The organism is Endozoicomonas atrinae (assembly GCF_001647025.1).
In the GTDB taxonomy this organism is placed as follows: domain Bacteria; phylum Pseudomonadota; class Gammaproteobacteria; order Pseudomonadales; family Endozoicomonadaceae; genus Endozoicomonas; species Endozoicomonas atrinae.
On record NZ_LUKQ02000059.1, the window covers coordinates 1 to 13,365 of the forward strand.

The 13,365-nt window shown below is 47.4% G+C and carries 8 protein-coding genes; 5 read left to right on the top strand and 3 right to left on the bottom strand.

Annotated features, from left to right (window positions below; all coding sequences use genetic code 11):
* Positions 1–468: 468 nt before the first annotated feature.
* On the bottom strand, positions 469–1,878 hold the full coding sequence (gene dacB / locus AK963_RS10555; RefSeq protein WP_066015414.1) for a D-alanyl-D-alanine carboxypeptidase/D-alanyl-D-alanine endopeptidase: 1,410 nt from the start codon (positions 1,876–1,878) through the stop codon (positions 469–471).
* A 192-nt stretch (positions 1,879–2,070) separates the two neighbouring features.
* On the opposite strand from dacB, the gene AK963_RS10560 reads away from it, so the two are divergent.
* Complete coding sequence (locus tag AK963_RS10560; RefSeq protein WP_338011547.1) at positions 2,071–4,452, top strand: Lon protease family protein; 2,382 nt, start codon at positions 2,071–2,073, stop codon at positions 4,450–4,452.
* 63 nt (positions 4,453–4,515) lie between these two features.
* On the opposite strand, the gene AK963_RS10565 is transcribed toward AK963_RS10560, so the two are convergent.
* Positions 4,516–5,307, bottom strand: a complete 792-nt coding sequence (locus AK963_RS10565; RefSeq protein ID WP_066015416.1) for a methyltransferase — start codon at positions 5,305–5,307, stop codon at positions 4,516–4,518.
* Positions 5,308–5,493: 186 nt separating this feature from the next.
* Here AK963_RS10565 and AK963_RS10570 point away from each other — a divergent pair, with 186 nt between their 5' ends.
* The 3 genes from AK963_RS10570 (at position 5,494) to tcdA (ending at position 9,101) form a co-directional block, all read left to right on the top strand.
* Positions 5,494–6,807: an MFS transporter gene (locus tag AK963_RS10570; protein ID WP_066015417.1), complete on the top strand. Its 1,314-nt coding sequence runs from the start codon at positions 5,494–5,496 to the stop codon at positions 6,805–6,807.
* A gap of 28 nt (positions 6,808–6,835) precedes the next feature.
* Positions 6,836–8,125 (top strand): MFS transporter, encoded by a 1,290-nt coding sequence (locus tag AK963_RS10575; protein ID WP_083232575.1) that lies wholly within the window; start codon positions 6,836–6,838, stop codon positions 8,123–8,125.
* Between the two features lie 175 nt (positions 8,126–8,300).
* Positions 8,301–9,101 carry a tRNA cyclic N6-threonylcarbamoyladenosine(37) synthase TcdA gene (tcdA, locus tag AK963_RS10580; protein ID WP_066015418.1) on the top strand — a complete coding sequence of 267 codons (801 nt, stop codon included), beginning with the start codon at positions 8,301–8,303 and terminating at the stop codon, positions 9,099–9,101.
* Positions 9,102–9,631: 530 nt separating this feature from the next.
* Here tcdA and AK963_RS10585 read toward each other — a convergent pair.
* On the bottom strand, positions 9,632–11,401 hold the full coding sequence (locus AK963_RS10585) for a SufS family cysteine desulfurase (protein WP_066015433.1): 1,770 nt from the start codon (positions 11,399–11,401) through the stop codon (positions 9,632–9,634).
* A 490-nt stretch (positions 11,402–11,891) separates the two neighbouring features.
* On the opposite strand from AK963_RS10585, the gene AK963_RS10590 reads away from it, so the two are divergent.
* The gene (locus tag AK963_RS10590) at positions 11,892–13,169 is read left to right on the top strand and encodes a BamA/TamA family outer membrane protein (RefSeq protein WP_066015419.1); all 1,278 of its coding nucleotides are present in this window, start codon (positions 11,892–11,894) and stop codon (positions 13,167–13,169) included.
* Positions 13,170–13,365: the final 196 nt, after the last annotated feature.

The following is a 13,365-nucleotide window of genomic DNA, read 5'->3' on the forward strand; positions in this document are numbered from 1 at the left end:
TGCAATCGCACAAGCGCCCACACGAATTGTCTGATATCTTGTTAAAGAACTTGGTTGAAATCAGGAGATTCTCAACCCTGACCAGCAGTTGGTGCCGATCAGCAAGGCCGCCTATCTTACCGTGGCGGCTTTCGTTGTCAAGCGATCTTTTTCCGTGGAAGAAAGAAGCTTTCCAACTCGCCGACGCTGCCACTCTTCGTTAAGAGACAAGGCCTTGTCAGCGGAGGCGCATCTTACCGCGCCGGTTTGATTTGTCAACCGATTGTTTTTCATTCATTTCAAAACAACCTATCTTCAAACCGCACTTCCCGGTCAGCGATGAATATTCATTCTGCTGATCACTGACAGTCTTTTGGGAATGTCCTTGGAAGAGCCGTGTATTATAAAGAGAAAACGGATGAAGGCAATACTTAACCATTTAATTTTTAGAGCAATATACGACAGGCCACCAAAAGACCGGCTTCATCTTTATTGTGTACCCGTCAACCGCTCAAGAAATGCCCGGTGAAACAGCCTGATTTCATGATGAAATGCTCTTGTGTCTTCATTCGTTGCTGGCTGGACAGGTCTCAGTCCATTCAGCAATACAGCAAATATCAAAGGTGAACTATTTTCCGGAAAGGCGTACCCAACCATACTATTCACTCCACTCATGTAACCAGTCTTTAGCCAGCGACGTTCGTCATCCCGTGAAGCCAGCCAGGGCGCATGTTCCCCCCAACTTTTCCAACCTGTCTGCAATACTTCAGTAAAGTCATCTGCACTGAGCATGTTATATCGGGATAAACCCGAACCATCTACCAACCTGCCTCTGGTCAGGTCAACTCCCTCTTCCCTTAACATGGCCAGAACTGCTTCTATGCCTGAAGAGTAAGACCCTTTATCACCATTTACGGAGGATCCTATAGTTTTCAGCAGGCTGTCAGCATATAGATTGTCAGACTTCTCCAGCACTCGCTGCAAAAGGTCGGGCACGGGTGCAGAACGATGGCTGGCCACAAGCCATGTAAAATCACCCTGCGGTTTCTCCATCAGAATCTTGCCATCCAGTTTGATTTTGTTCGCCTTCAAATAAGACTCAACAAACCTTGCTGCAGCCCGCTCCGGATCACGCACTGAAAATGCCATTCGCATTGGTTTTGCATCAGGGGCAATGCACCCTTCCAGGCGGTACTCATGTTTCGATGACGGCCAGACCTCCTGAACACAACCATTTGGCTCATGCTCCCGGGGTTTTCGAATTTCTATTCGGTTATCGATAGAAAGCAGCCATTGTGGTTCATCGTAAACCATCTTTGACAGCTGCCCCTCTTTTCCAGAGGGCACCAGCCAGCCAAAAAAGCAGTTACGATCAAGTATCATGGCACTGACCGGTGCAGCAAAGCAGATATTATGGTCGTCCCAGCTCGCTCCGCCGGCTCTTGGGTAACCACTATATATAGAGCCATCAAGCCAGATGTTGCCACGTATTACCTTCACACCTTTATTATTAAGCTCTCCCAGCAGCTCAGAAAGATCCCCCCTGGTGAGTGATGGGTCACCTGAAAAGGTTAAAACCAGATCTCCTGAATATACCGTCCCCTCAGGCAAGGGCTTGTTACTCAACAAGTTCGTTGTGTATCTGAAGTTTTCCCCAAGCGCCCGATAAGCTGAGATGGCAGTAATAGCCTTAACCGTGCTTGCGGGTAGCAGATTGAAACGACTGTTCCGGTCAAACAGCACCTTTCCAGTTTCAGCCTCAATGACTTTAATGGAATGAATATGCCCAGGCGGCAATGTGGAAATGAGTCGATCAAGGTCATCATCAATTGAAGCAAATCCTTGATTAGCTCCAAAAATTATAAGAGCTGTAGACAGCCATTTTTTCCAGAAGTTCATAAAAAACTCTGTAGCCACTGATAACACTAAAATCACTATGCAATTTATCAATTCTCAGATCAACACACTGGTCTCAAGGCCGACAAACCTTTTTAATGAGAGTACTATAGAATCTGTAAAAGAAGATCTTCGACCACCATTGCTTCACTGAACTCTCATGGTGTAAGCATTTTGCGGGAAATGGCAAGACTTGTGAAAAAACTCAAACTAACAGCGAATCAGCTCATCGCTAAGCAACCAGTGAAGGATTTGGGTTTCAAGTCCACAGAAGAACTGGAAAATTACGTCGGTATCCTGGGTCAGGAGCGTGCCACCAGTGCGATTCAGTTTGGTGTCGCCATGCACCGCTCAGGTTATAACATTTATGTCATGGGCGAGTCTGGCACAGGCCGGATGTCCTATCTCCGAAAATACCTGGAGACAGAAGCCAAAAGACAGAGCTCCTCTGATGACTGGGCCTATGTCAATAACTTTGATAACCCACGTGAGCCAAAAGCCCTGAAGCTGCCCGCCGGTCTGGGTAGTGATTTGCAGAAAGACTTCGAGAGTTTTATCGATAAGCTCCTGATGACCTTTCCGGCTGCATTTGAAAACCCCACTTACCAACAAAAGAAGAGTGCCATTGAGCGCAGCTTTAACAAGCGCTATGACCAGGCCATTGATCAGATTGAACAGGAAGCCCTGAAAAGAGATATCGCCTTATACCGGGATACTGGTGCATTAAGCTTCACTCCCATGTCTGGCGGCAAGGCGATGGATGAAACCGAATTCGCTCAATTGCCGGATAAAAAGCGGGAAAAGTTCAATAACGATATCAGTGAACTGGAAACACGGCTGAACGAGTCACTGGTTGAACTGCCACAGTGGAAGCGGGAATCCAACGAAAAGCTGCAGGACCTGAATCAGGACACCATTGACCAGGCTCTGGCTCCGCTGCTGAAGCCTATGCTGAAAAAATACAGCAAAGAGCAGAATATTCTGGATTATCTGGAAGCCGTCAAACAGCACCTGCACCGGACGGTGATTGAATACCTGGCCGATGAGCGGGCAATGGAGTCCAAAGAAGATGCCAGCAAACGCTCTGCACTTGAAGAACTTTACTCTCCCAATCTTGTGGTTGGCCATAAGAATGATGCGGCTGCACCGGTTATCTATGAGTCTCACCCCAACTACAAAAACCTCTTTGGTCGCATAGAATACGCCAGTGAAATGGGAGCCCTGGTGACCAACTTCCGTCAGATCTGCCCTGGCTCTCTGCACCAGGCCAATGGTGGTTATCTTCTGCTGGAAGCCAACAAGCTTCTGGAAGAGCCATTTGTGTGGGAAGCATTGAAACGAGCTCTGAAAGAGCGGCAGTTGAAAATTGAATCCCCATACTCTGAGATGGGCTTGATGAACACCATTACCCTTACTCCGGAAATCATTCCACTGAATGTAAAGGTGATTCTGGTTGGATCGCGGGATATTTATTACATCCTTCAGCAGCTTGATCCAGACTTCCACGAGATGTTCCGAGTACTGGTGGATTTTGATGACCAGCTGCCACGCTCCACTGAAACCGTCCAGGCTTTCGCCCAGCTGTTGAAAAATCGTGCGGATGATGAAAACTACCCGCCACTTTCAGCATCGGCAGTTGCCCGTATGGTGGAACAAAGCTCCCGAATGACCGAAAACCAGACTCAGCTGTCGGCAAAAATCGGTGAGCTCTTCGATTTGCTGGCCGAGGCTGACTTTATTCGACGAACCAGTAATGGCCGTAAAATCAACCACGATCATATTGACCGGGCGCTGGATGCCAAGGCTGAGCGAACAGGCCGGGTCAGTCAGCAGATTCTGGATGATATGCTGGAAGGCAGTATCCTTATTGATACTGACGGTGAACAGATTGGCAAGATCAATGGTTTAACGGTGCTCTCTGTTGGAGATGCCTGCTTTGGTTCTCCCGCCCGAATTACCGCAGCAGTGTATCCCGGTAGTCAGGGTATTGTGGATATTGAGCGTGAGGTAGCCCTGGGTCAGGCAATTCATTCCAAGGGGGTCATGATCCTGACCGGTTATCTTGGCAGCCGCTATGCTCAGAAGTTCCCACTGGCGATTTCTGCCAGTCTGGCGATGGAGCAGTCCTACGGCTATATCGATGGTGACAGTGCCTCCATGGCAGAGCTCTGCTGCCTACTCTCAGCTCTGACCAATACCCCGATCAAGCAATGCTATGCAGTAACTGGTTCCATGAACCAGCACGGAGAAGTTCAGGCTATTGGTGGTGTTAACGAGAAAATTGAAGGCTTCTTCGATCTCTGCAATGCCAGAGGCCTGACCGGTGAGCAGGGTGTGATTATCCCACAGGCAAACGTTCGCAACCTGATGCTGCACAGCAAGGTAGTCGATGCGGTAAAAGCCAAGAAGTTTAATGTTTATGCCGTTTCTCATGTTGAAGAGGCGCTTGAACTACTGACAGGCCATCGTCCGGGTGTCATGAACAGCAAAGGCAGTTATCCAAAAGGCTCCATCAACCAGAAAGTACTGGAGCGCCTGAAAGAAATAGCCGAGCTAACCAAAGAAAACCATAGCTAAGCGAATAAGCTGAACTTACCACATAAAAAAGCCAGACAGCTGTCTGGCTTTTTTATTAACAGACTAAATCAGATAAGGGACAAGCGCCTTACGATTCTGAGGATAATCTTCAAACTGCTTTTTGTACCAGCGATGGGTAGCCAGTGCACGGGGAACCAGGTTGGCCATGGTTACCAGAAGAATAAACACACCCGCCAATGACCAGGTAAAGATGGCAAAACCGAGCCATGATAGCATCTCTCCCAAATAACTTGGGCTTGAAACAAAACGGTAGCCACCACCATAGGGAACTTTATAGCGTGGTTCATCAGGGTTAGGTATCTTGGACCGCAAGTTACGAACTACAGCATCCGAGTGCACGTTTAACATAAAGCCAATGGCATAAATAATAATACCAACGATAAACCTCGGATCTGTCAGCCACTCTGGTGTGAGATGTTTTGCATGGTTAGCAATAAAGTCAGCGCTGAAGAAGCCGTGAGCTGCGGTAGCAATCCAGCCAAAAATCACCACGGATATATTGAATGATGCTTTACTGCCTTTATGCACACGCATCAACAGTGGATTAATAAAGCCCCGGTTACTGTAATGGATAATCCAGATGCCAAGGAAAATCATAGGGACCAATTGATCACTGTTCTGCCCCTGAAAGAACACAATAAAAAATACCAGCGGGGCAGGAAGCTCCATCAGAATCCAGCCAAGGCGTGGCTCAAACTTCACACCTGGTGCCCGCCCACCAAAACGACCGTAGGCTGCCTGCCCGAACTTTGAGGCAAGGACAATCATCAGTACATAAGCAAAGCCTGCCAGCAATGCCGTATCGTAAAACACATCTCCGGTATACCAGGCCATGAGTTTTCCTTCCGTTACTATTTTTATTGGATCAAAGGTTGGTGAACTCATTCTGAGGCTATTCGACGGTGGAGTTCTTAGTCCACATGCATGAATTTCAATACAGAGGCACAAAAAACCAATCTCTTACGCAGTTTTTCCAAACTCATCTAGACTCTCTCTTTTCCTAATTCATCAGGTAAGAACGTGCTGAATAAAAGTGAAGTCAGGCTTGTGGGCATTACCGCTCTTGGCGGGCTACTGGAATATTATGATTTCATTATTTTTGCCCTGATGGCTGGATATCTGGCAAATAATTTTTTCCCAAGCACAGATCCACATACCTCACTACTGACAACATTTGCCACCTTTTCAGTGGGATACCTGTCCCGACCGTTAGGCGGGCTACTGTTTGGTCATCTGGGAGACCGCTACGGACGGAAGTGTACTTTTGCGGTAACGGTTCTGATTATGGCACTGTCTACCACGCTGATAGGCTGCCTTCCTTCACATGCAGAGATTGGCATCTGGGCTCCGATACTTTTGATATTTCTTCGATTATTACAGGGTTTCTCGATTGGAGGGGAAATTCCAGGCGCTATTACCTTGTTAAGTGAGAGCAACCAGAAACATCTGGGACTGATAATCAGCCTGTTGTTATTTGGCATACTCAGTGGCTTGTTACTTGGACACCTTGTTCACAGCCTACTGGCTTACTGGCTGGATGAGCAAAGCATGCAGAACTGGGGATGGAGGCTGCCTTTCTGGCTGGGTGGATCTCTGGGTATTTTCAGCTACTTCATCAGGAAACACATTCATGAATCCAAACTCTTTCTGGAGATGGACAATAAAAAGCTGCGGCAGCAAATCCCTGTCGTAACATTGATAAAATCCCATAAGAGAACACTTCTGGCCGGTATTTTCCTTATAACTCCAGCTATCGTTACCATGACGTTATTATTCCTGTTTTCACAGAGTTATCTCACTCAACTTATCCACTATGATGCAAAGACAGTAACAACCGCCGGATGCATAGGCATTATTGCGTCCATCTGTCTTGCCATACTTTTCGGTTGGATTGCTGACCAATATCATAAGCAGGAAAACCGTGTATGGTTATTGAGAGCTGTATGCCTGCTAATTATCCTTAGCGCTATACCTATTTTCAAAGCCTATGCTGATTATCAGTTATCAGCATACACCGTTGCACTTTTCAGCAGCCTGCTTTTTGGTCCAGTGATGACTATGACTGTTTTGCTGCTCAGCACCGCATTCCCTGTATCCGTTCGATACTCTGGTGTTGCCCTTTCGTTTAATATTGCATTGGCCAGTTTCGGTGGGCTGGCTCCGGTTATCGCCATGACCCTGATCAAAACCACCGACAGCCTTATTTCCCCTTCCTACTATCTCGCCTTTAGCGGTTTCTGTGGTCTGACCGCCTGCTATCTGTTGAAGTCACAATCATGCAGGCAGAGTGCAAAATCTGAACAGACGAGTAAAGAGTCTTTTCATCTGGACTAGCCTGTTTCCAAACTTACAGATCAGAGCCGTGGTTAATAAAAGTAATTCGAAGCTTATCTGGATAACAGCACTTGGCGGTTTGCTGGAATACTATGATTTCAGTGTCTTTGCCCTGATGGCTGGATACCTTGCCGAACAGTTCTTTCCGGGAACCGACCCACTGACCTCTTTATTAACCACGTTTGCCACTTTTTCGGTTGGTTACTTCTCCCGCCCTTTGGGAGGACTTGTCTTTGGCCATTTTGGTGACCGGTATGGCCGGAAAAAGACGTTCTCTGTCAGTGTTCTGATTATGGCTGTATCAACAGCGCTAATGGGTTGCCTGCCAACCTACGCACAAATTGGTATCTGGGCACCTGTTATGATGACACTCCTCAGAATGGCCCAGGGTTTTTCTATTGGCGGTGAAATCCCTGGTGCCATTACTTTTCTGAGTGAGAGCAGCCAGAAATATCAGGGACTGATTCTCGGTCTGCTGATTTCCGGCTTGTTAAGTGGCTTTATCTTTGGGAGCTTCGTCCATAGCTTACTTCTCCAGCTTCTTGGGAGTGATGCCATGAAAGTCTGGGGCTGGAGAATCCCTTTCTGGCTTGGCGGTGGTCTAGGGATTTTCAGTTATTTTATAAGAAAGCACATTAATGAGTCGGCTCTCTTTCTAAAGCTTAACAGAGAAAAGCAGCAACAACAGGTGCCTGCTCTGGAATTGCTGAAGCATCACAAAAGATCAATTATTACTGGAGTATTACTAATCATTCCCGCCACTGGCTGCATGTCTTTACTCTTCCTGTTTATCCAAAGCTATCTTACCCAGCTTCTGCACTATAAAAGCAGTACGGTAACTGCTGCCAGTATTGCTGGTACATTGATGTCGATTGCAACGTGCATTTTTACAGGCGGGCTTGCAGACAGAAATCTGCATACACATCATGCAATCAAACTAATGAGATGCTTCTGTCTGTTGGTTATTCCACTATCACTGGCCATCTTCCATATTTATGTAAATCAGTTACCACTTTTCACCGCTATCCTGATAAGCGGTCTCGCTTATGGCTCTGTCGCTGTGATCGGGCCACTGCTCCTGAGCACCACATTCCCCGTGTCTATCCGTTATTCCGGTGTCGCACTTTCCTATAACATCTGTCTTGCCACTTTTGGAGGTTTAACACCGGTTATAGCCATGGCATTGATTCAAATGACTGGCAACCACTCTGCACCTGCGCTTTATCTGGTTTTCTGCTCAATCTGTGGTCTGGCTGGTTGCTATTTGCTGAGGAAAGCGCCTTTATCAGTTGCCCCACAACACAACAATACCGTGTAGAAACGCATCATCACGACTCCAATTGCATGTACCTGAACATCCCTTACGCGAAAGTCGCTCCTGGTCTTTCTGAGAACCATGAAAAGCCAATAAAGTAACTGGTAAGTTCGCAGATATTTACCAAGAGTGGTTAGCTAGTATTATAATCGCCGCCATTTTTCATGAGATACGTTTCATGCCAGCAGCCTCCTCTCCCAGTGACAGCTTCAATGATCGATTCGGCGGTATTCGCCGCTTATATGGCACCAGTGCCGTTGAAAAACTTCGACAGTCCCATGTCTGCGTCATAGGTATCGGTGGTGTTGGCTCCTGGGCAGCAGAAGCTCTGGCCAGAACGGCGGTGGGTAAAATCACACTGATTGACCTGGATGACATTTGTATCACCAATACCAATCGTCAATTGCATGCTCTGACGGACACTATTGGCCGCTCGAAAGTTGAAGTGATTGCCGAACGTATCGCTCAGATAAACCCCGAGTGTGAATGTCAGACCATTGAAGACTTTATTGCGGAAGATAACCTTCAGGAACTGATAACCAGCGAGTTTGATTATGTGCTGGATGCCATCGACAGCTTTCGAGTTAAGGCGGCGCTGATCGCTCACTGTAAACGCAGCAAAATCAAAATCATCACCACCGGCGGTGCTGGCGGACAGATGGATCCGACGCAGATTCAGATCACCGATCTGACCAAAACCTGGCACGACCCTCTGGCTAGAAAAGTGCGCAACCAGCTTCGTGACCGTCATGGGTTCAGCAAAAATACCAAGCGAAAGTTTGGTGTGGACTGTGTGTTTTCGACAGAGCAGGCCGTTTATCCACAGGCTGATGGCACTATCTGCCAGACCAAACCATCTGGTGAAGGCTCAATGAAAATGGATTGCTCCAGTGGTTTTGGCGCGGCCACCACAGTGACCGCCACCTTCGGTTTTGTTGCCGCTGCTCGAATTGTTGAGAAGTTGACCAAGACTGATTAATAACCATTCAAAAAAAGGCCTTCCTCGTTCCCGTGCTCTGCGTGGGAATGAGTCCAGATCATCAAGCTGAATTTACATCACGTTTTTCATTCAATGAGATGCTTTAGTCTTAAGCTGCTGGGGGATTAGAAATTGGAATTTTTTTTAAGAATAGCCTGGTTACTTTGTTTTATTTTGTTTTTGTGGTTGGTTTATTTATGGAAAAGACTCTATGAAGACTCCAAAGGCAAGAGCGGGTTGTTATCATTTTTTTCCCGATGTTTTTGGTTAACACTTCTCTTTTAAGTGAAAGAGGAAAAAAAGATAGACTTGTTTTTTTTAAAGTGTTCTGCGCGTACCTAATTATTTTTATTACATTATCTGTATGCATTATCTATATTGCAGAATCTAAAGTGGTCTAGTTTTAAAAGCCCAAGTAGTTTTTCTCCACTGAGACACAGAGCAAAGAAAAAACGATTCCTCTATGCCTCAGTAACTCTAAGCTTGGAAGGTGACGAACAATTGTCATGAAAAATTCAGCAAGGCTTGATCTACCGATAACGATGAGCAATCGCCTGAATTTCTCTGACAATCGCTTTGAGTCCATTTCCTCTGGATGGGCTCAAATGATTAAACAGGTCCAACTCACGAAACCAGTCTTCTATATCCTCCCCTTCAATTTCTTCCGGTGTTTTGCCTGAGAATACGGCCAGAACAATAGCGATCAGACCTCGGATCACTCTCGCATCGGAGTCAGCGATAAAGTAAAGGCGCATGGTTTCATCATCGTAGTGGTAATGCAGCCAGACACTGCTTTCGCAACCATGAAGTCGAGCGTCATCGCTTTTCCATTCACCCGACAGCACTGATAGCTCTTTGCCCAGCAGCATGATCTGACGATAGCGTTCCTGCCAGCCTGAAAGCCCATTCAAACGCTCTGCTATCGTGACAAGATCCGGAGCCTGATGACGAAAGATCTCTGGCAGCTCAGTTGCTTCAGTGATCACGGTCCGGGTACTGCCCGATTCATCACCCTTATCACTGTTCGCTTCAGGGTGAGCATTATACAGTGGCGAATGGTGGAGCTTTTCCATGGCATCAACAAAAACTCTCGCCTCATCTATGGTATTATAGAGGGCAAAAGAGGCTCTTACCGTCCCATTGAGGTTCAGACTCTCCATCAGGGGCATGGCACAATGATGCCCGGTTCTCACGGCTATTCCCTGCTGATCAAGTATCAGACCGATATCCTGATTATGATGCTCACTGGATATAAACGACACGACGGGGGCTTTCTGCTCTGCCAGACCAATCAGACAAATGCCGTTTATCTGGATTAACTCCTCTTCCACCAGCTTACGTAGCTGACTTTCATGAGCATTTACGGCTGCAAAATCAATACCTGCCAAAAACTCCAGCGCTTTGCCTAAACCAATAGCACCAGCAATATTGGGCGTTCCTGCCTCAAATTTGAAAGGCAGGCTATTAAAGCGAGTACCTGAAAAGCTGACACGCTCAATCATCTCACCACCACCCTGCCAGGGAGGCATATTTTCTAATAGCTCCCTTCGCCCATACAGAACACCTATTCCCGTAGGGCCATAGACCTTATGGCCGGAGAAAACATAAAAGTCCGCCCCCAAAGCCTGAACATCGACTTTCTGATGGGCTACAGCCTGAGAGCCGTCCACCAGAACCAGAGCTCCAGCATGATGGGCAAGCTCAATGAGCTCTTTAACCGGCGTAATGGTACCGATGGCATTCGATGTATGAGCAATTGCCACCAGCCTGGTTTTATCCGACAACAACTGCTGAAACTGTTGAGTATCCAGATTGCCAGCATCATCCAGCTCGACCACCCTGATGGTTGCCCCCGTTACTTCAGCCAGCAGTTGCCAGGGAACGATATTGGCATGATGCTCAAGGCGACTCAAAATAATCTCATCGCCAGCCTTTAAGCTGCGTCCCCAACTGTTGGCCACCAGGTTGATGGCCTCAGTCGCCCCCCGGGTCCAGATAATCTCTTCAGCAAAACGGGCATTAATGAAATGGCGGGTGGTTTCTCTGGCTGCTTCAAACACATGGGTCGTACAGGCGCTCAGGAAGTGCGCTGCTCGATGCACGTTGGCATTCTGCTCTCGATAATACCGGTCTACTGACTCAATAACTGACACCGGCTTCTGTGTCGTTGCCGCATTGTCCAGATAGACCAGCGGATGGCCATGCACTGCCCGTGAAAGCAATGGGAACTGCTGCCGGATACTCTCAAGATCCAAAAGAGCGGGTTTAGTGTCGGCCTGGCCTTTCATAGTGACCTTCATGATGATCATGCCCCTGAAATCAGCTGGTCATTTTAAAGGCCGGGTAAACTGAGGCAATACCGTATTTAGAAATCCTTCCAAGTATTGATAATACAGCCATTACATCAGCCATCACTCTTAGCACTCATTAGCGGATGACAGCTTTAGGCTCTGTTGACATAAGGTTGCTGACTCAGCTCAAACAAGAGTATTCGTGACCAGGCGCAAGGACGAAGGAATACAAATGTATTTCAAGTTCTTGCAACGACGTCACGGGAGCTCTGGTTTGAGCCCGGAGGGTGGCTCGTATAGCCGCCTTCCAGCTGCGTTGGACTGCTTTGATGTAGCACCACTACACCTGCAACCAGTCCGCCTTGTGGAAAACGGCTATACAAGCCACTGAGCCTGCAACCTTATGTCAACAGAGCCTAAGACATACCAACAAATAAACTTGGTTATTCAAACAATTATCAGGAATACCCATTCAGGGATATCAGGAATTTTTTGCGGAATGATTGGAACGAAAAGAACACTCACCCTGGGGCTTCTCACTTTACTGAACAACTGTGCTGTTTCGGCCGACGATTCAGCAAAATCTGAGCCTCTATACAAGGAAGCCATTGGAGCACCGTTTCTTTTCAGTTCCGAAGACTGGGGAATGGCTTTTGGTGGAGCGGGTGTTGTAAAAGGTCTGATACAGCCTCAGATGACACTGTTTGGAACCGTGATAGGGTCAAGCAATGGCACAAAAATGGGCTATCTGGGTCTCTATAATGTGATGGTTCCGGGCCTTGACCATTGGCAGATGGATTTCAGTGTTCTGGAATCCAGTCTGGCTAAAACCAATTATTTCCTGCCTGGTAACCCGGACTACCCGAATGAGAAACCAGGGAGTAATGATTCCAGTCTCGATAACTCAGTCCGTACCGGAGGACGTGAGCAACACTATCAGGCTCATTTCCAGTACATCCTCCCAATTGGCGATGGTAAGGATGGTGCACTTGCGGCCATGGCGAAAAAATCCAGAGGCTATGAAAGCAGCAGAACCTACTGGAATCCATTAACGACCGGAATCACCTCTCTGGAGTTGCAGCCCTATTACAAGAGTCAACGACTTGATGAGTTCCAGCCGGAACATGAAGCCGATGAGTCTGCGGGCATTCGCCTGACTCTGGAGTATGACAACCGTAACTCAAGCCATTTGCCCACCCGTGGCAGTCGGACATCATTCACCTATACCTACGACTGGGGTAGTGAAGACCGACCAGACTGGTCTACGGTTGAGTTTGAGTTCAGTAAATTCTTCAGTCTGGGCAGCAACGACCTGATGGATCAGCAGGTACTGGCCCTAAATGCCTGGGTAGCTGATACTCCCACATGGAACGATACGGTAACCATTAATGGAGAAGACGTCTTCCGACGGCCGCCTTCCTTTGCAGGCATTAATCTGGGTGGCTGGGATAAACTACGCGGGTATGGCTCAGACCGCTTTTATGGCCGTTCAGCCGTTTCCTACAGTATCGAATATCGTATGATGCCAAAGTGGCAGCCCCTGGAAGACATGCCAGTTATCGGTCCACTCTACGATATACCCTGGTGGCAATGGACTCTGTTTATGGATGCAGGGCGAGTTGCTGACGACTTCGACGCACAAGAGTTGCATCAGGATATGAAAACCAGCTTCGGTGGCGGTATCCGGTTCCGGGTTGAGGGGGTTACCGTTAGAACCGAAATAGCCAGCGGTGATGAAGAGACTTTTTTCCGAGTCTTCGTGAATCAGCCATTTTAAATGACACGGAAACTAAGATTCTGGCACTGCAAATAATGCTGTGCTATAAAACCAATACGTTAAATATTTAAATCTGACAAACGAATTCTGGTAAACAAATCATGCCTTCAGCCCTGAGCCAGCTAGTCATTCTAAACGTGGTGATTATTATCACCGCGGGTGGCTTTGTGGGCTGAAGAAACAGCATCTACAAAAC

Excerpts from the sequence above, each read along its gene's own strand:
- tcdA (WP_066015418.1), top strand. The coding sequence starts at position 8,301 with ATGCCAGCAGCCTCCTCTCCCAGTGACAGCTTCAATGATCGATTCGGC.
- AK963_RS10585 (WP_066015433.1), bottom strand. The coding sequence starts at position 11,401 with ATGAAGGTCACTATGAAAGGCCAGGCCGACACTAAACCCGCTCTTTTG.
- dacB (WP_066015414.1), bottom strand. The coding sequence starts at position 1,878 with ATGAACTTCTGGAAAAAATGGCTGTCTACAGCTCTTATAATTTTTGGA.
- AK963_RS10590 (WP_066015419.1), top strand. The coding sequence starts at position 11,892 with ATGATTGGAACGAAAAGAACACTCACCCTGGGGCTTCTCACTTTACTG.
- AK963_RS10565 (WP_066015416.1), bottom strand. The coding sequence starts at position 5,307 with ATGGCCTGGTATACCGGAGATGTGTTTTACGATACGGCATTGCTGGCA.